Origin of the sequence: Microcoleus sp. Pol10D4, from assembly GCF_036701555.1 — a bacterium.
Lineage (GTDB): Bacteria > Cyanobacteriota > Cyanobacteriia > Cyanobacteriales > Microcoleaceae > Microcoleus.
In genome coordinates this window covers 18,598-43,864 of sequence record NZ_JAUBRA010000014.1, presented here as the reverse complement: position 1 = coordinate 43,864, position 25,267 = coordinate 18,598, and the positions used below count along the sequence as shown (strand labels likewise).

Below are 25,267 nucleotides of genomic sequence, written 5' to 3'. Positions count from 1 at the left end.
AACCCACCAAAGCAAGAAAATTGCAGAGGTATTCTCAGCAAACAGTGCGTCATACCAGTTGAAAAAAAGAAAGAATGCAACTGTAGCGCAGCTCGAAAGCACGAGCTTGATCATTCATTCCCAATTATTTAACCTAAAATCTAAAATCTAAAATTTTATGTGTCTGTGTGGGAGGTGTTTTGAGGGCAAGGAAACACCTCGATCGCCCCTAAGTGAAATTACAGGCTGGAACAGTTAAAGTGTTAGGGAGCAATTAGTCATCAGCCTATGCCGTTGCCCCGATTCGCGAGTAAAACTTCTCAACACCAACCAAAAATCTCCCTGCGTCGCCTTCTAGTGGCCTCTTTTGTGCTGCAAATCGTCGCAGGAGTGGGGATTGTCGGGTATCTGTCCTTTCGCAACGGAGACAAAGCAGTCGAAGATCTCGCCGAGAAATTGATCGCGGAGACGGGAAAGAGAGTTGAAGAAAAGCTGATTTCTTTTCTCGAACATACCCAGTGGGTAAATCAACTTAACGCTGAAGCGATCGAGCGCGGTGAATTAAACTTACAGTTAGAAAAGCCACAGCCTCGGGGAGAGAAGTTCCTCTGGCAGCAAATGCGATCTTTTAAAAGCATTCAATGGATATCCTTCGGCGCTGAAAAATCAGGAGAATATCTCGGCATTTGGCGCAACCCCACGCATAACAGCTTGCAAATTGTCGCGGCGAACAAGTCTAGCAACTTTCACAGCATTTACTACGCTACAGACGGCAACGGCACTCGCACCGCTAAATTAAAGGCAGAACCCAGAACCTACGATGCCCGTCTCCGCCCCTGGTACAAGGAAGCTGTCGCAGCTAATAAACCGATTTGGACGAGCATTTATCCGGGTTTTACTCCTGGGACGGTTTTTATTGCTGCCAGCCAACCGATTCGCGCTCGAAATGGTAAATTGCTGGGAGTTAGTGCAGTAGACTTTTCGCTCTCGGAGCTTCAGCAATATCTCCATCGCATCAAGCTTAGCAAAACGGGACAAATTTTCGCGCTCGAACGATCGGGCTTGCTGGTTGCCAGTTCGAGTCAAGAATCACCCTTTAGAAAGATGTCTGGAAAGCCGCAACTGCAGCGGGTGAATGTTTTAGACAGCCAAACTCCTGTCATTCGCACTGCAGCTAAATATTTGTACGAAAACTTCGGGGGCTTTGACGACATTCTGCTGCGGCAGCAACTGCAATTTAGCCGAGACGGGGAGGAATATTTTGTGGAAGTGCTGCCCTTTTCTGATGTTTACGGTTTGAACTGGCTGATTGCGATCGCAGTTCCCGAATCAGATTTCATGGGGCAAATTAACAAAAATACGCGCACTACAATTTTACTTTGTTGGGCGGCGCTGCTGCTATCGACAATTGCTGGAGTGCTGACAGCTAGGTGGGTAACGCTGCCGCTGCTGCGGCTCAACGAAGCAGCTAAAGATATTGCCATCAGAGAGTTCGATCGCCCTGTTGCTGTCAGTAGGCTTGAGGAAGTCGGCGAATTAGCGCACTCTTTCAACGAGATGGCAGCTCAACTGAAACAGTCTTTTCAAGCTTTGGCAGAAAGTGAAGAAAAATTTGCCAAGCTGGTAGAAAATTTGCCTGTTGGAGTCTCGGCGATGACTCCGGGTGGTGCATTTATTTTCATCAATTCGGCGGGAGAGCAAATATTGGGTAGGGGAGAAATGCCCGATGCTACCGCACAAGAGCTACCACAAGCTTATCAAATTTATATAGCAGGCACTAATCAACTCTACCCGGCCGAGCAAATGCCGTTTGTGCGGGCGTTGAGTGGCTTGGAGGTGATTGCTGAAGATATGGATATTCGCCGAGACGGGAAAAATATTCGTTTGGAAGTGCGAGCGCTGCCGGTGTTTGACGGTGCGGGGAATATCCTTTATGTTCTTACTGTTTTTAAAGATATTACGGCTCGCAAACACGCAGAGCAAATATTGACTGACTACAACCGTACTCTGGAAATTGAAGTAGTCGATCGCACGATCGAGCTAGCCTCGATCAATGCCCGCTTGCAGCTCGAAATTGAGGAGCGCAGGCAAGCTGAAAAAATTATCCGTCAAGAGCGCGACTTTAACTTAAAGATTATCGAAAATTCTCCGATTTTTTTTGTGGCGATCGACTCTGAGGGTAAAATCCTGCTGGCGAATAACAGTATCTGGAAGCTGTGGGCTATACTGCCACAGAAGTTGCAGGCAAAGATTACTTAGCGACATTTGTACCCCCAAGCGATCGAGCCGGATTACATTCGATTTTTACGGGCGTAACAGCGCGGGAGCAAACGGTTAACGAACATCGCATTCTCACTTCGGACGATCGGACTTTGTTAGTCGAGTGGCACGGCACACCGGTGCTCGACGAAGGTGGCAGTCTGGATTTTTTGTTTGGATTTGGGATTGATATTGGCGATCGCAAACAAGCACAATTAGCCTTGCAAAAAAGCGAAGCTCTGTTTCACAAATTAGCGAACACTGTTCCCGGAGAACTTTACATATTCGTGCAGCATCCCGACGGCTCAGTCAAGATGGAATATATCAGTCCTCTGTGCCGAGAAATTCAAGAATTAGAGCCGGAGGAAATCCAGAACAACTCTGCTTTATTCTACGAACAAATACACCCGGACGATCGATCCAGTCACTTCCAGGCAATTGTCAAAAGTGCCACTGATCTCGAACCATTTTCCCACGAGTGGCGGATTGTGACAGCCTCGGGAAAACTCAAATGGCTGCAAGGTTATTCTCGACCAGAATTGCGCGAAAATGGAGATATTGTCTGGCACGGCATAATCATTGATACGAGCGATCGCAAACAAGCAGAACAAGAACTCCAACAAGCCAAAGAAGCCGCAGAAGCTGCCAACAAAACTAAAAGCCTTTTTCTCGCCAACATGAGCCACGAATTGCGAACCCCCCTCAACGCCATTCTCGGCTTCGCTCAATTAATGGAACCCAGCGCTAATTTAACTTTGTCGGAGAAAGAAAATATCAAAATTATTCGTCGCAGCGGAGAACACCTGCTTCAACTGATCAATCAAGTCTTAGACTTATCTAAAATAGAAGGTGGGCGGATGGCACTCAACGCCAAAATCTTTGACTTGTACCGCTTGCTGGGGGACGTGCAAAATATGTTTCAAATTCCGGCTAAAAATAAAGGATTGCAAGTAATTATTTACTGCTCTTCCGATGTTCCCCAATACGTGCAAACTGATGAGGTTAAGTTGCGACAAGTCTTGATAAATCTATTAGATAATGCGGTTAAATTTACCCATTATGGTTCAGTTTTAATCACGGTAGGCTCCAAGCAAGAAGGAAGAATTAAGCCTACCGAAAACGAATTTTTAAATAGTGGAGAACCTCAACGAACTCTTTTTATAGGTTTTGAAATAGCCGATACAGGAGTTGGTATTTTCCCGGAAAAATTAGAAAGCATATTTGAATTATTGGTGCAAACTTCATCAGAAAAGAAAGTTCAAACAGGTACGGGTTTAGGATTAAACATCAGCCGCGAGTTCATAAGATTAATGGGGGGCGACATTACTGTCGAGAGCGAAGTGGGACACGGGACAGTCTTCAAGTTTCACATTCAAGTTGTTACCGCAGCGGGTGCTGGTGAAGTCATCAATAAATATGTTGAAGTCAATGATTTATCGCAAAGTTCAAGAATGGTACAAGAAAAAATATCTGATAGTGCTGCAATATTTACGCTGGACTCCAAGCCGAAAGTTCCCCCAGAATGGACGAGCAATCTAAAACAGGCAGTCCGTGAGGCTGACTTCGACTTGATTGCCACAACAATTGAGGAAATCGGCAGCGATAATGATGTTTTTGCGGAAGTTCTGATGAATCATCTATATAATTTTGATTATCAAAAAATACTAGATTTGATTGATGAAATTGAGCGGTAGGGGGCGCAATGTGCATCTTCTCCTATAAATTTGCTGAGTTATCGGGTGTGGGTACGCTCACCTTATATCAAATCTGTTAGCATCGGAATTATTCCTATCTCTCTTATCGACATCTGCGTGAATCTCCGTCAATCTCTTGTCATCTGCGGTACGATAAATTCTCTTTTTTGACCGCAGATACAGGCAGATTAACACAGATTAACGCAGATGAATTAGATGGATTTCGGTTGTAAAGTCCGTGGTTGACTGTTGACTGGATGTTACTATTCCGATGCTGCCGGAATTGATATTACCTATAAAGTTGCTGTAGAAAGCATCTCTGCATAGATACTCCCAGAACAGTTATTTTAGAGACCGCCCCAATAGTCATGAGGTGGCAAAACATCCTCGCTCACAGGTCAATACACTTTGATAATTATTATGCTTGATTTGCTGCTAATAATTTAGTGTTTGACTTGACTTTTGTGAAGCTAGAGTTAACCCCCCCGATCGCCCTTTTGGTAAGGGGAAATCGAGGGGGTTAACTCTTATTTGTCAAGTATCTGAGGATATCAAGCAGGGTTCGCTTCGGCTCGTCTTTGCAGCAGGCGGGCAATTTCAGCTTTTTCTACAAGTCCGACGAGGACACCGTTTTCGCGAATGACGGGGAGTTCTTGTACTTTTAGCTGTTCCAGAAGGGTGACGACTTCGAGGAGGGATAATTCTGGTTTGACGGTGGTGGAAAATTCGATCGGCTTCAGGAGTTCTTTCACTAAAACTTGGGGCCAAGTTCCGGTAGGAATGGTTTTGAGGTCGTCAAGGTCGATCGCACCTACCAATTGTCCGGCATCATCTGTTGCCAGAAACCTGCGCCAAGTTTGAGTGCTACCGATCACGTAGTTGTTGGCAAATTCTCTGAGGGACAAGTCTTGGGAGACGATCGGACTTTCGGGAGTCACAGCATCTGCGGCTGTCAGGCCTGCCAGTTGATTTTGGACTGTGGCATATTGGGCAGATTGACCGGCATTTTGCAGTAAGAACCAACCGATTACTAGATTCCAAATATTGCCAAAGATGCCTGTAGCAATGGCAATCCAACCAATTATTTGACCAACGCGACTAGCAAAAATTACACCTTTGTAAGGGTTGCCAGTAATTTTCCAGACAATTGCTTTGAGGATGTTGCCGCCGTCGAGGGGCAAACCGGGAATTAAGTTAAATAAGGCTAAAACTAAGTTGATGGAAGCTAAAAGTCCGACGATGGCCGCTGCGGGGCCTGTGAGACCAGCACCGATGCCGATCGCTGTTAACAAACCGGATAACAATAAGCTGACCAACGGGCCTGCAATGGCTACCCAAAATGCTTCTGCGGGGGTTTTAGATTCTCTTTCTAAATTAGCTAGTCCGCCAAACAGAAATAGCGAAATCGATTTCACGCCAATTCCCTGTTTAATGGCTACCCAACTGTGTCCTAATTCGTGGGCTAAGACGGAAGCAAATAACAGTAACGCTGTGAATAATCCCAGCATCCAAGGCGCTACGGGGCCCAATGTGGGAAACAGGGCAGCTAATGCGCCGCCGTACTGCCAGGTTACTAAACCCAGAACTAAAAACCAAGATGCGTTGACAAAGAAGGGAATCCCAAACAGGCTGCCGACGCGAAATGTACCGTTCATAATGGCTACCTCTGATTTTACGAATGAGAGGTTTTTCTCTCTGTCTCCTTATCGTAACGAAACGTAACGGCGATGTTAATGTTTCAATTAGGGTGTTATCCGTCTGTGGAGGTTCGGTTTGCTGAATAATTACCGCCGGCTGCGGTTTGGCCCGCTAGGGGTTAAAAATCCTTATCTCAAAACGGAAGTTCTTGCTATGAGGCTTGAGGAGGATATCTGTTTTAGTTTTCTGTTTTAATTTTCAGCCGGTTTTAACTGAATGCAAGCTTTGAGACGGAGAATTTATTGCCGGCGGACTATTACACCTGTAGCAAGAGCTCAGTTTCAACCGACTTTAGCTATAATGACTTACCCTAAGAATAGTTTTGGTGCTAATAATTATGCCAGAATCCTTTTTGCTCGGCCGACTGATGCTGCAATTAAACAGCGAAGTCGCTGATATTATTACAGACTTATCCGCTGTTGCTTCAACTCCCGATGGCTATTTGTGGCTGGGTTCCGATGAAACGACTTCGATCGAGCGTTTGTCGCCTGTCGCGCCTCATATTTTTGGAGAACATCAAAGATTTGCGATCGCAGATTTTATCGATCTACCTGGAAAATCAGAAATCGATATCGAAGGAATGGATTTCAGCAGCGATTATCTTTGGTTGGTCGGCTCTCACAGCACAAAACGCAAGAAAGCTAAAGGCAAAGACGCAGACAAAGACATTGAAAGATTAGCACAAATCGAGACTGAGGTCAACCGCTATTTCCTGGCGCGCATTCCTATGAAAGACGGGATTTTGTGCGAGTCAATTTCCCCTTCAAACAATCCCGAAACCAAACTGAAAGCGGGATGTCTTCAGCGGACAGAAACGGGCAATTTGCTGACAGACGCGCTCAAAGATGACAGCCACCTCGGCTTGTATTTATCTGTGCCGATTCCGAGTAAAGAAAATGGCTTTGATATTGAAGGGTTGGCGGTGCGGGGCGATCGCATTTTGCTCGGTTTGCGGGGGCCGGTGCTGCGGGGTTGGGCGATAATTTTAGAAATAGAAGTTGAAGAGGCAGAACCGGGAGTTTTAAGGCTTAAGGAAATTGGGGAAGGAGGGAAATTGTACAACAAACATTTTGTTGATTTGAACGGTTTGGGCGTGCGAGAATTGTGCTGGAACGGGGAAGATTTGATTGTTTTAGCCGGGCCGACCATGACTTTATCTGGGGCGACGAGGGTTTTTCGGTTGAAGGAAATTTTAGGGGGATCGGGCGACAGTATTACTGAACAAGATGGGGGAGATTTGGAGGTATTGTTTGACTTGCCTTTTAAGGTTAATACTGACAATGCTGAGGGATTGAGCCTGTTTCCATATTTGGGGGAGGAGAATTCGCTGTTAGTAGTTTTTGATTCGCCTGATGCGGGGAGAATGGTGGAAGAAAATGCTATTCTTGCTGATGTTTTTAAATTAGGTTCGTAGTAGTAGGGTGCGTCATAACGGGAGATATTTGGGAGAATTAATCACCCATGAACTGATGCACCATGCGATTAGGAAGGTGCGTCAGATGTAATTTTTCCTAGAATTAATTAGACATGAACTGACGCACCCTAGAAATTGGGTTAATTGTCGATCGCATCCCTTCGCCGCTGGCTGTAGCGTTTCAATTCATCAATTAAGTGAGTATCGTTAGAAGCTGTTCTAGCGCCCGCTTCCGCCGCCCAGCGCTTCAAATCTTCAATTTGCGATCGCGCGATCGCAGCTAAAGGTACTGTATCCTCGATCGACCTCAAAATATCCTCGGTCATCAAATCCCGGCGCTGTCCGTTGACAAAAGTGCCAAAGGCTCGATACAATCCATCTATTACAACTTGCTCGATTTCTGCACCGCTAAAATTCTCAGCGCGTTTCGCCAAAATCTCCAAATCAAACTCGCGCAATCTAGTCGGCCGCAGTCGCTGCAAATGCACTTTAAAGATATCTTGCCTTTCCGATTCTGAGGGCAAATTCAAAAAGAAAATTTCATCAAATCGGCCCTTTCTCAGCAACTCGGCCGGCAAAATCCTGACGTTATTTGCAGTTGCAACAATAAACACCGGACTGGTTTTTTCCTGCATCCAAGTAATCAAACTGCCGAATACCCGGCGCGAAGTTCCCGAATCGCCGTCGCCACCGCTGATAATGTTGCCGAAGGCTTTATCTATTTCATCGATCCACAAAACGCAAGGTGCGATCGCCTCTACTAATTGTATCATTTGTCTAACCCGACTTTCGCTTTCCCCGACCACGCCACCAAACAATCTCCCCGTATCCAATCGTAGCAGCGGCAAACGCCATTCTGAGGCTATTGTTTTCGCAGATAAAGATTTGCCAGTGCCTTGAATTCCTACTAACAAAACTCCTTTGGGATTCGGTATGCCGTAGCGACGCGCTTCATCAGTAAAAGCATCTTGCCGCATCTTTACCCACTGTTTCAAATTCTCCAAGCCGCCAACACTTTTTAGGGATTCTCTGGAGTTAAAAAACTCCAAAATGCCCGTTTGGCGAATTGCTTGCTGTTTTTCCTCCAAAACTCCGTCAATATCTGACTCGTTAATTTGCTGTTTGGCGGCCAAAGCTTTAGCCAAAACCCGCCCGATTCTAGCGCGACTCAAACCCTGACAAGCTTTAACCAACTGTTCCCTTGCTAAACCGCTAACTTGCAACTGTTGTGGCTTTTCCACAACGTGAGAAATTAAACTGTCGATTTCTTGCACGTTGGGCAAAGGAAAATCAATTACTGTTACTTCTTCTTTCAATTCCTCCGGTAATTCCAGCGTGTGAGAAGTAAGAACTATAGTTTTTTTGCTGCGCTTTAATTCTCGCGTTAAATTTCGCAATTCTCGCACTACCGCCGCGCTTTTTTCGGTGTATGGATATTTCAAAATAGGGTGCAAATCCCGCAGTACAAATATTGTATATTCTTCAACAGCAGTTTTGCTGACGCGATCGAGCGCCGCCATTACCGAACCTTTCCCAGAACCGTTATCCTCCCACCCGCGCACAAGATCCCACCGCAACACCCGGCGCGCGGGAGTTACTTGCAGCGCTACTTGGGCAATTACGGCTTCGACCGGTTCCTCCTCCGCGCCGACAATGTACAGCAGCGAATAGCGGGCGCGAATCATCAAATCTAGTCGCTTTACCAGTGCCTCGAAATGGTTATTTTTACCGCCATTGATGGCATCTAATTCTTGGGATTGGGGGTAATTTTCTGTCATTCTATTTCATATCTTAGATGTATATTCAACTTTATTAAATATTTGGTTTGCAGTCAGGACTTTAGCCATTAAAAAGGACTTAACCGGAGTTAAGGCTTGTAGTAAGGACTTGACTCCTTAACAACTATTTAGCCGGACTAAAGTCTGTACTGCGAACGTTAAAATTATAACAGAATAGTGACCAGTTGGCTACTTAGCAACTTTTCGAGCTTGTTTCACCATTTCAATGAGAGTGTGGTGAGCATCTTCGGCGTCTTTTAAAGTGCGATCGAATTTAACTCTAACGGGCACTGTTTCGTCGTTGACTTTAGCTGTTAAATCCATGCCGTTAGCATCAATAGCGAGCATTTGAGCTTCCGTTGCCTGCGGTTGGTCGCCAAATGCTTGAGCATATAGCACGACAGCGCTAGCGTGGTCTTCGTTCATGTGAGTGCAGATGCGATCGCTAATCTCAGTGGAAAACTGTTCTGACATGGGAGATTCCTCAGATGCAATATCGATCGATTGTACTGCGATCGGTACAAACTTTTCAACCGCGATGAATTGCATCAAGAGTTATGAGTGAAATAAAAGGAGAAAGAAGGAAGAACCAGAAGACAATAATATCGAGCGATTCAGTAATTCAAAAATCCCTCATCAAACCGAATTTTCTAGATAATTAGTAGGATTAGCTCCACCCTTCCCACGGGCTGACTTCCAGAACACCAGAGGGTTTTAAGACTACCTTAAATTGAGAAAAATCCTGATTTTTACCAGCCTTACGAAACGAAGAAAGAGAAACTTGTTGAATAAAATCACCCGCTGCTTGGTTCAGCGGCTGACAATCTGTAATTACCCCTTCTTCATTCACGGCAACGCGATAAACTAATGAAGTGCTGAAGGTGGGAGTCGAGCGCCAACTCTTGTCAATTTGGTCGTAAACTTTCCGGTTCAACTGTGCAATTTCACCGGGGGATATAATTTCAGAAGGTGCTGCCTCTACCTCTGGCGCAGGAGAGTTAACCTGAGTCGCAAGCGGGACAGGTACAGGCCAAAGCTTAATAGTTTCATCTGCGCTACCGCTGGCTAAGACAGTATCTTGAGAACTAAAAGCGACTGACCAAACTGGCTTAGAATGCTCCGCAAAATTTGTTATCAGTTCACCTGTTTTTAAGTTCCACAACTTAATAGTTTTGTCGTAGCTGCCACTAGCTAAAGCCTGTCCATCCGGGCTAAAAGCAACTGAGAGCACCGGGCCGGAATGTCCTATTAATGTGTGCAGAACTTTGCCATTTGTAAACTGCCACAGCTTAACAGTTTTATCCGCACTGCCACTCGCTAAAGTTTTCCCGTCAGGGCTGAAAGCAACTGATTCCACAGGCCCGGAATGCCCAGTCAGCGTGTAATTGCCGCCATCATCAAGCCACCAAATCTTGATAGTTCCATTCTCGCTGCCGGTTGCCAAAATTTTACTGTCTGGGCTAAAAGCGACAGATTGAATCCAGTCTGTATCGGGAAGTGTGCCCAGTAGTTTGCCATCGGGAAAATTCCACAATTTTACAGTTTTGTCGGTACTGCCAGAAGCGAGTAACCTTCCATCAGGACTGATACTTATTGCCTTGACATCATCCGCATGACCTTTCAAGGTATTGATGAGTATGCCAGTTTTGAGATTCCACAATTTAATCCGGTTATCCCAACTCCCGCTAGCCAGAAGATTGCCATCAGGACTAATGGCGAGGGATTCAATTGCATCGGTATGTGCTTTTATGGTGTAAAGCAATTTGCCGGTTTGCAAGTTCCAGATTTTGATAATGCCACTATAACAGCCGCTGGCTAAAGTTTTGCCGTCTGGACTGAGTGCGATCGCGTAAATCCACCCTGAATTATCTTTAAAATTGCTAGAATATTGAGTGAGCAACCCCGGTTTTAACTGAGATAGAGTTGTTTCGGATCTCGAAAGTGACCTAGACCAGCCGATACCTGCCGCAGTTACAACTGCTGTTAATGTCAAGGCTGCTGAAACTTTCCATTTAACTGCTTTTGATATCATAAATATGGCCTCCCAAACTCAGTTTATGTAAAAAAAACTCCCCGATTTCAATTCCGGCAAATTATCGCTGATGTTTCGTCTGGATTCTCACTTTGAGAAATGCTATTCAACACTTTTATTTAGCACTGTTACTTTGCCTTCTTTTGGCTGATGTTTTTGTTGTCTAGATTGGCGCTGAATCCAGGTGCGGCAGAGGAATAAAACTATTATGGCGGTTATAGCTGCAATTCCAACAGGCGTTAAATATGTCCAGTGACCGGCCATTTTATCCCAGATATGCCAGGTTACTAAAAACATAGCAAGGTAAGTGAGACTCTGCAATCTTTTCCAATTTTTCTTGAGCCTTTTCATACTCCAATCATTAGACGTGATAGCCAAAAGAGTAAAAATAATGAATGTGGCTACTCCCTGGAAGTAAACAAAATAAGTTGTGATATCGAAAACATCAAAGTTTCTTTGTTTGAAAAAGATGAATCCGTGAAGTACAGCTAAAAAGAAAGAAAGCAGACCAATGAGGCGGCGATATTTCAGCAACCATTGGGGAAAGCCAGTTTTTTTTGTGATTGGTAAAACCATTCTCAAATTTGTGGGAAGCAGTGTGAGAATATAGCCTGTTAAGGCCGCGAATCCCAGGAGACTCGCCTGAGAAAATGTATCTAAATCCATGGTTAAAAGTTGCATGAATTACTCTCATTGCTAAATAGGTAAACTTTAATTCTACCTAGGCTAGCATTGGGAAAGAGCCATGTCAATTAACCTTTAAGTTGATAAAAAGTCTTCGCAAGAATAGCTGAGCTGGTTAAAAGTTCAGTCTTTAACTCAATCCAATGTCAGCTAATCCTGACATTGGATTGAGGAGATTACCTGAACTTTTGGCTAGGTATGGCGCCAAACTACAAACGGGTAAGACCCCTTTCCATAAGAGAGGATTGAACTCCTCACTACAAACTGCACAGCCTAACTAAAAGATCGATCGTCAAACGGCAATTCATCAAACCGCGAATCAATATCAGCCTCAGCATTCGCAACAGGGGAATTAGGGCCAGATGCCGACGGCTTAACAGAATTCACCTGGGCTACTGATAACTGGGTCGCAGGTTCCGATTTCTGTAGGTTAACTACCGGCAACTCCCCGCCATTTTCTCCATTTTTGCTCGTTTGATTCCACATCATCATTCCCAGCAAACCATCAACCAAACCGCCACCGCTACCGTTGCCTGTTACCGCAACATCCGGCACAACTCGCACGTTGCGATCGCCTATAATTTGCATTAACTGCAAAGCCGTATAACCCGAACCTCCCAAAGCTACAACACCCGCGCGATAAGCTTCAGCTTGAGCATTTCCCTTCACCCGAATCGACTCAGCTTCACCTTGAGCTTGTTTAACCTGAGAATTTGCTTTCAACTCAGAAATTTTCACGCCTTGTTCGGATTTCACCATCTCTTGTTGAATCTCAGCCAGCGCCGTTTCCCGCACCAATTGTTGCCGCTGAGTTTGTGCTAATTGCTGCACCTCATAAGTCTTGCACTGTTCCTCAGCAATTTTGCGATCCGTTTGAGTTTGCATCAACTCTGCAGGCGGCAAAATATCCCCGATTAAAGTATCAATTGCCTGCACGTCGTAGGTACGCAAAGCTGCTTTGATATACTCGGCGGCTTCCGCTTGCCTGCCACTTCTTGCGGAGAGAAAATCTAATACAGAATAAGCTTGAGCCGAATTGCGGAAATAATTCCCGATTGTCGGCTGCAAAACGTGGTCTACTAAATTCTGCATCGAACCGACGCGAGAAATCACTTTTGGAGCATCCAAAGCGCCGACGTGAATAATCTGAGCTACTTCTAAATCAAAGGCGAAACCGTCTTGAGAACGCACGGTTAAAGACGAAAGTTTAGAATCGTAACTGTGCCTTTCTGTTTTGCCAGACCAATTCAATACTATATTAGTAGTCGGCACTAACTCTACTTTCAAAATGCGAGTATTCAGCGGATGTTTGCCCGGATAAAGGGGAGTTACCCAAACGCCTTTATTGCCGACATTTACTAAATTTCCGTGAGTGAAAGCAGCGCCGCTCACATCTTCCGAGGTTTTACCGACATAGGAAATAACCGCGCCGACATAGCCGATCGGGATTTCGGTCATCGCCACTTGGTCAACCCCGACAAACCAAGGATTTAAGTTCCACGAACCGGAAAGCAAAACCTGTTCCTGCAAACCGCGCCGCCCGCCTGCGGTGATAAATTTTTGCGCGTTTTGGAAGTTGTCGTGATTCGGGATAATCGCGCCGGCAATTTCGCCATCTTGAATCGGAACGCCGTCAAAAGTTGTGACAATCCCTACTTTATCTGGGGCAATTCTGTACAGCTTTAACTGTTCTGCTGTCATCCCGTGTTTGGCAGCATTAGCCGCTGTAATTACTGTAAATAATGCTGTATTAATTCGATAGCTACCGCCTGTCAAGATGCCGAGTTGTCTACCTTTTTCGCCGCCGCCTTTGAGGAATTGACGAGCATCTTGAAAATTATCACATTCTGTGATTTTGCCGAGGATGCGCTGCGGCGGAATTGACTGGCCACCTGCTGCGATAATTAAACCAATTTCACCTTGGGGAACTACAGTCAGAGACTCTTTGCGAACGTTGTATTGCAAAGGCCAATAACCCCAGTGCCAACCGGGGGGCAAAGTATCAGCTTGATATCCTGCTTCTCCGTTTAAGGCAATTAAATCTCCGGGCGGTAAAGACTTGCCGCCGAAGCTAAACTTTTTACTGACAATGCCAACTTCGCGATCGCCAATTACTACCAATCCGCCAAAAAATAGCGGCAGCACCAGAATAATTATCATACCGCCGATCGCGATCGGGATAAATCCGCCCGGAGCGAGCTGCATTGTCTGCACGGGAACAGTGCTGCGTAACTGCCCTAGCTGCAAGCTAGAATCAGGTTGTGCGACTAACTGAGCCGAGGTTTGATTTGCGGGGGGGATATTGCTAGTGGCTAATACCGGCGAGGGTTTCAAACTGCTAATTGCACTAAGAGCTAAAGACGCCGAAACAGCGGCTGCTAAATGTTTTAAAACGCGGACTTTGACTTGAGATTTGGACAAAAATGAATAAAGCATTTTTTTTGAGCAGGGCTAATTTGTCCTATGAGCTCCAGCTTAGCCTTACTAAAAAGTTTTTACCTAAAACTTAAGGTCTTATTTATCATTATTTGCCCTCATAATAGTCATATTTATTAGTAAAAATGCTTATAATTACACTACAGGCTGACAATCCCTCTTTTTAATGCGGAAATCGCGGCCTGCGTGCGATCGCTAACTCCTAATTTGCCCAAAATATTGTTGATGTGAAACTTGACGGTACTTTCGCTGATGTGCAGCATTTCACTAATCTCGTTGTTGCTTTTACCAGCGACTATGAGGCGGATGACTTCTAATTCACGATCGCTCAATTCAGGGCCACTCAGGCGATCGGCTAACTTAACACCCACTGCCAGCGGAATATACTTTTTACCCTCAAAAACCGTCCGAATTGCTGCTAAAAGCTCCTCTGGTTCCGCATCCTTCAGCAGATAGCCTTTTGCACCAGCTTGCAATCCGCGATAGATGTTTTCATCGCCGTCATAAGTCGTCAGCACCACAATCCGGGCGCTGGGAAACTCCGCACAAATCGCAGCAATAGCGGCGACTCCATCCATCACCGGCATCCGCCAATCCATCAGCGTTACATCGGGCTGATGTTGGCGAAACATTGCCACAGCTTCTTGCCCGTTGCTTGCTTGCGCCACAACTTTAACATCTGATTCCTGCTCCAGCAGCGCCACTAAACCTTGCCGCACAATATAATGATCGTCGGCAATTAAAACGCGAATAATATCTGATTGGTTAATCATGTTTCCCTGTTAATTTTATCAAAAAAAACTGAAAATCTAACTACAAACTTACTATGTATGGTGCGAAATGTGCACCTTACTTTACTGGCGATTAACTGAAACTATAACTTCTGTTCCGTTTCCGGGGCTGCTGTTTACAATTAGTTGCGCGTTAATGCGATCGGCGCGTTCTCTCATCCCCAATAAACCAAAGCCATTCCTAAAACCCATACTTTCCGTGTCAAATCCCTGTCCGTTGTCTTGCACGCGCAAAAGAAACTTGGATATTTCGTAAACCAACTCAATTTTTATCGCCGTAGCTTGGGCATATTTGAAAGCATTTGTTAATGCTTCTTGCCCGATTCGCAACAGGTTATTTTCTATTTCTAATGGTAGGGAATAGGCTGTGCCAACCACTTCAAAAATAGTGCGCGTATCTGTATCTGATGACAGTTGTTTAGCAATTTGGTTTAGAGCGCTATACAAGTCGCCATCTTCTAACAGTTGCGGGCGCAAAGATTCTACGGATCGCCGCGCTTCAGCAAGTCCAGAGCGAGCCAATTCGCAGACTGTTTTTATGTGTGCTTGTGCTTGTTCTGGATTCGCTAATATTACCCGTTCTGCGGCTCCCAAATGTATGATGATGCCTGCAAAAGTTTGTGCTAAAGTGTCGTGAATTTCCCGCGCCATGCGGTTGCGCTCTTCGAGAATATTTTGGTCTATGAGTTGTTGAGACATCCTTTTCAGACGTAATTGGTTTTCGACGCGGACTAAAACTTCTTGTTGTTGAAAAGGTTTTGTAATGTAGTCTATTCCGCCCACAGAGAAGGCTTTTACCTTATCGAAAATTTCTTGCAAAGCGCTGATAAAAATTATTGGAATATCTTGAGTTTTCGGAGTAGCTTTGAGCTGAGCGCAGACTTCATAGCCATCCATGTGAGGCATCATAATATCGAGTAAAATTAAGTCTGGTAAGTTGGCATTGATAAAGTTTAGAGCTAATTTCCCACTGGGAGCTAGGTGAACTTTATATCCGGCGGCTGATAGTATCCCGCTTAAAAGTTTTAAATTCTCAGGACAATCATCAATAACTAAAATACTTTCTTCGCGGGTAAAACTGAGGTTTTTGTTCATGTCTCATCCCTCAATGTGTGTATTAAATTTAGCAACTGTTCGTACTGAAAGTTTTTAATGCAAGCTGCGCTCGCCCTCGCTAAGGGCTGATTGATTTCGCGAATTTGATTGATGACTGTTTGCATCTGTTCCAAATCGAGATTGCTAATGGCTTGCTGGAGATTGGCTACTAACTCAGGAGGCAGTTCAGAAAAAGCGGTTTTTGTCAATACATTTACTTCATTTTCTGTGAAACTGGCCGCAGCATTTAGTTCTTCAAAAACGAATTGTACTCCGATATGTTTGTGGAGAACATCAAATATGTTTGCTTCTCTAAATGGTTTGCGAACAAAATCATCGCACCCGGTAGAAAGGATAACGGCTTTCTCTTCCTCAAAACTACTTGCTGTTATGGCAATAATTGCTGTCTGGGGTAGGCACGGGGGCACTACCCCTACAAAATCATCGTTTTCCGTAGGGGCAATCCCCCTGTGGTTGCCCTCTTTAATTTGTTTGGTTGCTTCATAACCATCCATCACCGGCATCCGCATATCCATAAAGATTAAGTGCGGCGAATATTGCTCCCACTTTTCTATTGCTTCCATCCCATTTTTGGCTTCGTAAACCTCGAAACCGATCGCAGAAAGCAGTTTAACTAGCAGTTGACGGTTGTCAAAAGCGTCGTCTGCAACGAGAATTCGATAGCGGGGTTGATTGGGTGCGATCGCCATAACTCGTCTGGTTGGCTGTTCCCGTTGGCGATCGGCCTTTTCAACTGCATTAACTTTAATGTCAAATTTGAATATAGTACCGCCTCCAGCACAAGAACTGACTGTCATTTCACCTCCCATTAACTGCACAAAAGAACGTGCGATCGTTAAACCTAATCCTGTTCCTTGTTGCGATTCTTCCCCTGTTTTAGTTTGAACAAAAGCTTCAAATATCTTGTCTAACTCACTAACATCAATTCCCGCTCCCGTGTCTTCTATCTCAAAGCAGATTTGCTGAGCCAAATCCTGATTTTTAATTTTCACATAAATGCCGCCTTCGGAGGTAAATTTAATCGCGTTAGAAAGCAGGTTAATCAAGATTTGGCGCAATTTTATTTCATCAGTTTGCACATATTGGGGAACGTCTGGCATCCGATCTACTAATAACTGCAATCCCTTATTTTGTGCAGCAAGTTGGAACATATTTTTGATGTCGTCCAGCAGTCGGTGGAGGTCAAAATTGGTCTCGTTGAGAGTCGTGCGTCCAGCTTCTATTTTGGACAAATCTAATACTTGGTTAATCAGTTCGAGCAAATGTTCTCCGCTGCGGGTGATAATACTCAGGTGTTCTTGCTGTTCCTGCAATAGGTTATAACCGCGATTCATTAATTGGGAAAATCCGAGAATTGCATTGAGGGGAGTCCGCAATTCGTGGCTCATATTTGCGAGGAATGTACTTTTTGCTCGGTTGGCTTCTTGTGCGGCGTCTTCGGCTCGTTGTCGCTCGATGATTTCTCGCTGGAGTTCAAGAGTGCGATCGCTCACTTGCTGTTCTAAAGTGCGGTTGTAATCAGCTAAAACTTTTTCGGCTTGTTTGCGATCGGTGATGTCTTGAAATGTGGCGATCGCATAATTAATTTTGCCAGTTTCATCCACAATTGGTGTGCTGGAAACTTCCAAGGAAACAGTCTTATCAGGTCGGTGGAACTCTATATCATCTACTTTGACAGTTTCACCCGCCAAAGAACGCACGATTGGCATTTGTGCGGTGGGATATAACTCGTTAGTTCCTGCTAAATAAGCTTGACCGATTTCGGCAAATTGAGCGGCATTTAATTCTGGTATATAATTGATGCCGCTGAGTTGGGAAGCTGTGGGATTTGCGTAGGAAATTTGTCCGGCGCTGTCAATTACTGTTACTCCAATCGGCATAGCGTCGATAAATTGAGTCAGTCGGTTTTCGCGTTCTTTTACTTCCGCATAAAGTTTAGCATTGGTAAGTGCGATCGCCGCTTGTCCCGATAACAATTGCAAAACTTCCAGGCGATCGGGAGTAAAAGCTTGGGCGGTGAGGTTATTTTCGAGATAAACAATAGCAGCCACTTGACCTTGATTCATCAAAGCGGCACACAAAATAGACTTAGGCTGACGTGCTTTGATGTAAGGGTCATTCGTAAACTTTCCTTCACGAGTCGCATCATTTAATACTAAATTTTCTTTGGTTCGGGCGACATAATTGATAATTGTTTCGGAAAGTTCCTGGCAATTTTCTACTGGTTCAGATTGCAACACTGTTATCTGTTCATCATTCATTACACCTTCAGCTTCAATCAGCAATTTTTCCTGGGTTTCTAAAATTAAATATCCTTTTTGAGCGCCGACATTTTCAATCAAAATTTTCATCAATCTGGATAGTAATTTATCCTGTAGGATTTCGCCAGAAATGACCTCGGAAGCTTTCATGACTGTAGCGATATCCAAGGAAGAACTAGAAGGGCTGCCCGTAGTTGATGTAGTGGTTGAAATGTTTTTCTTTGTAGGTAGATCGAGCGTAAATAATTGCGGATATCGCGTTTCTAAATCTTTAACTTTAGCCACGGCACCCCAGAGTTGATAGCAGTAACGAGCTTCCTGCATATAAGCTTTAGCTGTTAATTCTTTCCCTCTCGATAAATAGAACTTGGCGGCGAGTTCGTAAGCGAGGGCGGCTTCGTGGATGTACTCGTTTTCTTTGGCAAGGGAAATTGCGCGATCGTAATAGTCGATCGCTTCCAGAAATTGACCTAAAACTCGCGTTTTTTCAGCTTCAACTAAATAAAATTTATGCCAATAATTCATTGGGGCGTGATGCGCCCAGTTACGCATTTTTTCTTGGTTGAGAGTCACTCGCTCGATCCAATTATTTTTATCCTCAATTGGTGTTCGATCGCTCGCTAATTTTAAATAAATTAAAGAATCATAAAAGTGAAATATCGGAACAGCAACTATTCCTGTTTCGCCACTTATATACTGTTGTGCCAGGTCTGCATTATCGAGCGATACATAATTATCTTCAAATAAAAAACCTAAAATCAGTTTGTTTAAAAAAAGCAAAAACAACCCGTGTTTGTCATTATTTAATAGATATACATCCCGCGATTCCTCTTCATTGTAAGCATCTCCTATCAACTGAATAGTATTGTTTGACTTAGCTTGTAAATTGTGAACCACCTCTAAAAACATAGAAAGATAATTTAAGCAACTTGTTAGTCTAAATTTTCTAATAATTTCACTGTTATTTACGATTTCCTGCTCTAGTTTCCCAAGTTCAAATCCCATTGCATAAGAATTAAAAGGTCGCTCGAATAAAACATGACCAATAAATTCTACATCTCCCGTTTCAACCGCCCTCTGATAAGCTTCTAATAACATCGCTCTAGTTTCTTTTAAATGCTTTTTCCAAGGAAGAATGTGATGGGCAATAGCATCTAAAACTTTAGGCTTGACTTCCTGGGCATTAAAGCGTTCTACTAACTTTAATGCCAATTGGGAAAACTGATAACCCAACTCAATATCTACAACAATCCCACACAATACAACGCCGTATGTCGCATAAGCAAAAGCCGACAAAATAGAATTTCCATATTTGACCGATAAATTGACATTAGTTAAAACCATTAATATCATTAAGTTGGGATTAGCTATATAGGTAGTCCCCATTAGTCTTGATAAAATCAATAAAGCTGCCAGAGGTTCAGGTTGTGTCATCTCGGGCAAGTCAAGCAATTCCTCTATTTTCCTGCCAGCCAAAAGTGATTTTGTTTCTTCAAATCCTTTTTCAACATCCCTCATGTCTGGGTTGTCTGGTAAATTTATACCCAATAATTGTAGAAAATACAAACCAATTTTTATGCCTTCTTGAAAGTTGCTTTGAGATAGCGCTGCTTGAATTTTAAGAGCATAAATTTTGGCTCCATCGACCGCGATTTTAGCATTTTCCAGGACGATGGCAGCTAAACTTTCCATCCGCTCGAAATCCCCAAAAAAATAAGCTGCCTCTGTGGCTTCTTGATAAAGCTGCAAACTTAGGTTATATTGCATCACCCAAGTGTTTTCTGCCAACAATTTTATACCTGTTTGCATATAGTTAAAAGCTGGCTGATAAGCAGTTGCTGCTTTAGCCTTTTGACCTGCTATCAGGTTTAATTTTGCCAGTTCATCTTTTTCTTGCTGATGAACAATCAACTCTAAGCCGAAATTTAATTGGTTAACAATATCAAATATTTTTTCTTCTCGGTTGTTAATGGGAATATTTTGCAGTAGTAGTTGTCCTATTTGTTTGTGGACGATCGGCTTATCCTGTTCATCAATCAGGGAATAAGCAGCTTGCTGAATTCTGTCATGAACAAACTTGTATTCTACGGATTGGTTACTGGGTGATTTACCTGCAATTTCTAATTCAACATCTCCCATATTCCCAAGCAACACGACTAAATTTTCAGCAACGGCTGCGTACAAATCATCCGCCGTTTGTTGCACAGATTTTTCGCAAAGTGACGCTAGCGTTTTCAGCTCGAATTGATTGCCAATGCAGGCTGCTAGCTTTAAAGTTTCCTGGGTATTCTGTGGTAGTTGTTTAATTTTACCAGCCATCAATTCGACAACATTATCAGTGAATCCCCTCGCTTGAATTTCCTCTAAATCCCACTGCCAACCCCCCTGTGTCCCCCCTTGGTGAGGCAGAGGAGTAAAGTCAAATTGTAATAGCCCTTCCGTATAAAGCGATTTGAGAAATTCATTCATAAAGAAAGGATTCCCGCCCGTTTTGAAAAACACTAACTCGCCAAGGGAGTTGACTCTTGCTTCCGGGCAATTCAGGGCATCGCCAATCAGTTGAGTAACCGTGGCTAAGTCCAAAGGGGACAGGGAAATGCGATCGACCTTTGCCCCTGTTTTGACAATCTCTTCAATTGTTAGCATTAACGGATGAGCCGCAGAAACTTCGTTATCCCGATAAGCCCCAATAAAAAACAGTCCGGCTGGCGAAGCATTCATCAGCAGTTGCATCAGTTTCAGAGATGCCCAGTCAGCCCACTGCAAATCATCGATAAATATTGTCAGAGGATGTTCGGGTTTGGTAAAAACTTGAATGAAGTTTTGAAACACAAAATTAAAGCGGTTTTCCGCTTCTGCCGCACCCAATTCTGGCGCCGCAGGTTGCTTGCCGATAATTAATTCAATTTCAGGAATTACGTCAATAATGACTTGACCATTGATTCCCAATGCGTCTAATAATTTTTCCCGCCATTCTTTGAGATTTGCTTCGCTTTCTGCTAACAGTTGTTTGACTAAATCCTGAAAAGCATTGACAATGGCGCTGTAGGGAATGTTGCGCTGATATTGGTCAAATTTGCCGGAGATAAAATAACCGCGCTGTTGAGTAATAGGTTTGTATAATTCTTGCACCAAAGCTGATTTACCGATACCAGAATATCCCGAAATCAGCATCATTGAACTTGTGGCACAGGCATCTTTCCTGTGACTGCTGACTGTTTCAAAAGCTGTTAGTAAGCTATCAATTTCTTCCTCTCTGCCATAAAGTTTTTGCGGAATTTGAAAACGGTTAGAAATATCTTGACTACCTAGGGGAAAAACTGATATGTTGTTATTGCTGTGCAGTTGATTTAAACATTGTTCTAAATCCGCTTTAATTCCGATCGCACTTTGATAGCGCTCCTCAGCATTTTTCCCCATCAACCTCATCACAATATCGGAAACAATTTGCGGAATTTCGGGATTCACCTCACAGGGAGATAAGGGCTGTTTAGCGAGATGACTGTGTACTAATTCCAGCACATCATTGGTGTCAAAAGGCAATTTGTTGGTCAGCAGTTCGTAAAAGGTAGCCCCCAGGGAATAAAAATCCGTGCGGTAATCTAAACTTCTGTTCATTCGGCCGGTTTGTTCCGGCGACATATAAGCAAGAGTTCCCTCTAAAATGTTGGGATTTTTGATGGTGTAATTCTCGCGCGTTAACTGCGTGGAAATGCCAAAATCGATAATTTTGAGTTTTCCGTTAGCTGGATTGAAGACAATATTTGAAGGGTTAATGTCTTTGTGAATGATGTGGGCGCTGTGAATTTGTTGTAAACTTTCTGTAGTGGCGATCGCAATTCTGAGAAATTCTTCAATACTAAATTTTTGCTGCTGCATCCAAATTTTCAAGGATTCGCCGCCAAAATCCTCGACAAACATCACCAGCGTGTTTTGATATGGCTGCAAATCATAGGCTTTTATACAGCCACTCAGATTCAGAGATTGTGTAATTTTATACTCTGTGCGATAGCGGGCGAGTTCTTGGGGTGTGGGATAATTTTCTTTAAGGACTTTGAGCACGACGGGGAGACTGTCGGGTTGTCGGAATGCTCGGTAAACCAGGGAGTTTGCGCTTTCGTAGATGAGCTCTGTGACTTCAACGCCAGGAAAAGTGAGCATATTCAGCCTGCGGTCAACTTTGCAGTCGAACATAGCATAAATTTGCTCCTCACACAAGATGTGCGTGAGCCATCAGTCGATTTTAGATGTTAGATTTTAGATTTTAGATTTGACTCCACATCTTAGATTTTAGATTTTAGAAGCCAAGACAGGCTTCCCAGTCAATACAGCTTGTTCGATAATGTCAGCGGCGCGCTTGACTCCGCCCGATCGCCCGATCGCCCCTTGCATCTCGATCGCCCTTTGTTTATACGACTCTTGGGTTAGCACTTTCACAATTGCCGATCGGACTTTAGAAACGCTCAATTCCTTCAAAGAAACCACTTCGCCAACACCCGTATAAGCAATCCGCGCCGCCACTCCCGGCTGATCATTGGCCACAGGAATTGCCACCATCGGTACTCCATTGCTCAATGATTCCAAAGTCGTATTCATCCCAGCGTGAGTAATCGTGAGAGTGGCTTTTTGCAGCAATTCTAATTGTGGTGCATAACCAACAACGAGCGGATTTCCCGGCAAGGGCGGCAAGGATTCGGGAGTCGCACCGCCGCCGAGAGATATTACCAATTGGGCGTCTAATCCTTCACAAGCAGAGGCGATTATTTGAAAAACATCCAGCAAGCGATTTTGCACAGTTCCCATCGAAGCATAAATCAATAGTTTGCCAGTTAATTTATCAAAAGGAAAAGGGACTGGTTTGCGCGTGGATCTGTTGTCATAAGGGCCAGTGAAATGGAAGTGTGCAGGTAAATCTTGCCTGGGAAAATCAAATTCTGCGGGTTGTTGGCTGATTTGAGCGAGTTTAGAGTAAAAGTCATTCGGGTGAGAGTAGACAGGTAATTTCCACTTTCGGCGATACTCGGCTATCGGTCCTCGAAGCGGTTTAACAACCAAACTGAGTAACTGATAGCTAATTTGATTGCGTAAACGTGCTCCCCAAGTTGGAGTGTACGGCCAAAGGGTACAAAAGGGAGGAATGTTGGGTTCTCGGTTGACGACTAAGGCACTGCAAACTGTTATAAAAGGAAGGTTGAGAAAATCCGCGATCGTTCCTCCTTCGAGCGAAACTTGGTCTACAAGCAAAGCTTCTACACCTGCTTTTTTAATGGCGCTTGGAGCCTCTCTGAAAATAGCAGCCGAAATCTGGGTAAAAGTTTTAATAGAAGATCGAAAGGCAGCCAGTCCGCTGAGCTTCCCCTGTTGGCTCAAAGTTTCTGCATTTGTTCCTAGGGGAAACTCATCTTCAGCTAATGACTGGAATTCTAATCCACTGGCTAGAGTTGTGGCTTTAGCATCAGGGAAGTTAAATACAGTAACTCGATGACCGCGACGAAGCAGTTCGCAGCCCAAAGGTATCATAGTGTTGAGGTGGCTGTTGAATCCCGGACAGAGAATGCCGAAGTGAGTCATCAGTAAAGGCTCCTTTGAGGTTAAACTTTTTTTATTGCAGTGGGGTGAGTGGTTTGTGTTGGGGGGTTGGGGCGTGGGGGCGTTGGGGCTATCGCTTGGAGAAACTCAGTAATGGGGCGCAGGCTTTAGTCATTGCAAGAGACTGTTACCAGTATATAGTTGTATGCGATCTGCGATACCTAGCCAAAAGTTCAGGTAATCTTCTCAACTAAAGGTTAGTTCAAACTAAGTTGTTTTTATAGGTTCACAACTCTACTTTTAGCTAGCTAATTTAGCCTAGGAATTTAATAAACTAAATTTACGCATAGGCCAGCCAGAGCCTAGCTGTAAAAAATCAACAAGGAGTAACTTCCATGTCGAGTGAAAGCATCATAAAAAAAGCAGCAGCAGAACAAGAAAGCTCAATAAATCAAGAATTGAACGACTTGGAATTAGACGCGATCGCAGGTGGTATGCGTACTCTCACAATCGAAGGCCCAGTGCCGGACTATCTGAAACCCCGCATATCCACGCAATTGATTAACTACATGCAGTCCTATTTTGGGAAATGAGCTGCTTGTAACTAGAAGCGATCGCGCTTGTCCTGAGTTTAAACATCTAAGGAGGAAACATCTGATGGAAAGCAACGATCAATTTTCGCAAGAATTACCGTCTGAGTTGTCCCAAATCGCAGCATCAGAACCGGAAAATTCAACTAATCAAGAATTGGACGAATTGGAATTAGATGCGCTCGCAGGCGGTTTGGGTTTTATGTTTCAAGATTGGCATAATATCCCCCGCTTCTCTCCGATCAATTATGAGGCATTTGCGGGTAAAAAAGTTGGATAGCAGGCAACTTTCCTAGGAGTTGGTTCAATCGCTTTTGGAAACAAATTGCACTAATTGTGCAAGGAGAAAACATCAATGGAAAGCAACAATAAATTTTTCCAAAAAGTACCGTCCGAATCCCAACAAGAAAACTCAAGCGCTGAAGAATTGAACGAATTGGAATTAGAGGCGATCGCGGGCGGCTGTTCCGATGCTGTCGATCAAGCTCGGGCTGCTGGTATCCCTGTTCTCACAATCAACCAACCGCCTCCAAAACTGCGCTTGACAATCCCTACGAAGATGTTGGAACTTTTGGGTTCATAACACAAGTTAAAAACGTTACACCCGCAGTCCGGCAGTCCGGCAGGGGTTTAAACCCCTGCCTCATAGCATAAGTCCTCTCAAAGAGGACTAATAAGTTATATCAGATCCGGTCGATTCGAGGGCGATCTAAAAAGGTTTGTAGTCCGGACAACAGTACGCAGCATTTTGCGGACTGTTGTCCGCACGAGCGATCGAATCTTATTGCGGTCGAGCGACCGAATCTAATATTATTCAGTCCTCTTTGAGAGGACTTTCGCTATGAGACAGGGAATTAATTCCCTGTCTGACTGTGGCATAAATTTTAAGTTGACAGGACGAAAATTCAAGCCTAGGTTCCTAGAAAATACCTGTAATTTATTATGGATACAATACAGCCACTATACCTCATGCAGCAAGCCCCCGATATGAGTAACGCTACAATAT

The 25,267-nt window shown here is 44.1% G+C and carries 16 protein-coding genes; 6 read left to right on the top strand and 10 right to left on the bottom strand.

Annotated features, from left to right (window positions below; all coding sequences use genetic code 11):
* Window positions 1-267 precede the first annotated feature (267 nt).
* Together QUA36_RS10180 and QUA36_RS10175 are read left to right on the top strand one after the other, a co-directional pair.
* Window positions 268-2,238: a cache domain-containing protein gene (locus QUA36_RS10180; RefSeq protein ID WP_333457192.1), complete on the top strand. Its 1,971-nt coding sequence runs from the start codon at window positions 268-270 to the stop codon at window positions 2,236-2,238.
* Window positions 2,196-3,932 carry an ATP-binding protein gene (locus QUA36_RS10175; RefSeq protein ID WP_333457190.1) on the top strand — a complete coding sequence of 579 codons (1,737 nt, stop codon included), beginning with the start codon at window positions 2,196-2,198 and terminating at the stop codon, window positions 3,930-3,932. The genes QUA36_RS10180 and QUA36_RS10175 overlap by 43 nt, the downstream gene beginning before the upstream one ends.
* Window positions 3,933-4,483: 551 nt before the next feature.
* On the opposite strand, the gene QUA36_RS10170 is transcribed toward QUA36_RS10175, so the two are convergent.
* On the bottom strand, window positions 4,484-5,587 hold the full coding sequence (locus tag QUA36_RS10170) for a site-2 protease family protein (protein WP_333457188.1): 1,104 nt from the start codon (window positions 5,585-5,587) through the stop codon (window positions 4,484-4,486).
* 380 nt (window positions 5,588-5,967) lie between these two features.
* Between QUA36_RS10170 and QUA36_RS10165 the strand changes: the two genes are divergently transcribed.
* Window positions 5,968-7,044 (top strand): DUF3616 domain-containing protein, encoded by a 1,077-nt coding sequence (locus QUA36_RS10165; RefSeq protein ID WP_333457187.1) that lies wholly within the window; start codon window positions 5,968-5,970, stop codon window positions 7,042-7,044.
* A 140-nt stretch (window positions 7,045-7,184) separates the two neighbouring features.
* Here QUA36_RS10165 and QUA36_RS10160 read toward each other — a convergent pair whose 3' ends face one another.
* From QUA36_RS10160 to QUA36_RS10120, 9 genes are all read right to left on the bottom strand, one after another.
* A complete protein-coding gene (locus QUA36_RS10160; protein WP_333457185.1) occupies window positions 7,185-8,822 on the bottom strand; it encodes an AAA family ATPase in 1,638 nt (545 codons plus the stop codon).
* A 189-nt stretch (window positions 8,823-9,011) separates the two neighbouring features.
* Complete coding sequence (locus QUA36_RS10155) at window positions 9,012-9,371, bottom strand: DUF2470 domain-containing protein (RefSeq protein WP_333457257.1); 360 nt, start codon at window positions 9,369-9,371, stop codon at window positions 9,012-9,014.
* Between the two features lie 118 nt (window positions 9,372-9,489).
* Window positions 9,490-10,854, bottom strand: coding sequence for a WD40 repeat domain-containing protein (locus tag QUA36_RS10150; RefSeq protein WP_333457183.1), 1,365 nt, complete (start codon window positions 10,852-10,854; stop codon window positions 9,490-9,492).
* A 102-nt stretch (window positions 10,855-10,956) separates the two neighbouring features.
* Window positions 10,957-11,535 carry a ferric reductase-like transmembrane domain-containing protein gene (locus QUA36_RS10145; protein ID WP_333457181.1) on the bottom strand — a complete coding sequence of 193 codons (579 nt, stop codon included), beginning with the start codon at window positions 11,533-11,535 and terminating at the stop codon, window positions 10,957-10,959.
* A 276-nt stretch (window positions 11,536-11,811) separates the two neighbouring features.
* Complete coding sequence (locus QUA36_RS10140) at window positions 11,812-13,974, bottom strand: flotillin family protein (RefSeq protein WP_333457180.1); 2,163 nt, start codon at window positions 13,972-13,974, stop codon at window positions 11,812-11,814.
* Window positions 13,975-14,114: 140 nt separating this feature from the next.
* Entirely contained in the window at window positions 14,115-14,744 is a 630-nt protein-coding gene (locus QUA36_RS10135; protein WP_333457256.1) for a response regulator transcription factor, read from the bottom strand.
* A gap of 84 nt (window positions 14,745-14,828) precedes the next feature.
* Complete coding sequence (locus tag QUA36_RS10130) at window positions 14,829-15,860, bottom strand: response regulator (protein ID WP_333158399.1); 1,032 nt, start codon at window positions 15,858-15,860, stop codon at window positions 14,829-14,831.
* Complete coding sequence (locus tag QUA36_RS10125) at window positions 15,857-22,336, bottom strand: AAA family ATPase (RefSeq protein ID WP_333457178.1); 6,480 nt, start codon at window positions 22,334-22,336, stop codon at window positions 15,857-15,859. Before QUA36_RS10125 ends, QUA36_RS10130 begins: the two co-directional genes overlap by 4 nt.
* Window positions 22,337-22,432: 96 nt before the next feature.
* On the bottom strand, window positions 22,433-23,713 hold the full coding sequence (locus QUA36_RS10120) for a glycosyltransferase (protein ID WP_333457177.1): 1,281 nt from the start codon (window positions 23,711-23,713) through the stop codon (window positions 22,433-22,435).
* Window positions 23,714-24,066: 353 nt separating this feature from the next.
* Between QUA36_RS10120 and QUA36_RS10115 the strand changes: the two genes are divergently transcribed.
* From QUA36_RS10115 to QUA36_RS10105, 3 genes are all read left to right on the top strand, one after another.
* On the top strand, window positions 24,067-24,264 hold the full coding sequence (locus tag QUA36_RS10115) for a hypothetical protein (RefSeq protein WP_333457174.1): 198 nt from the start codon (window positions 24,067-24,069) through the stop codon (window positions 24,262-24,264).
* 64 nt (window positions 24,265-24,328) lie between these two features.
* Window positions 24,329-24,541 (top strand): hypothetical protein, encoded by a 213-nt coding sequence (locus QUA36_RS10110; RefSeq protein WP_333457172.1) that lies wholly within the window; start codon window positions 24,329-24,331, stop codon window positions 24,539-24,541.
* Window positions 24,542-24,616: 75 nt separating this feature from the next.
* Entirely contained in the window at window positions 24,617-24,844 is a 228-nt protein-coding gene (locus tag QUA36_RS10105; protein ID WP_333160279.1) for a hypothetical protein, read from the top strand.
* Window positions 24,845-25,267 lie beyond the last annotated feature (423 nt).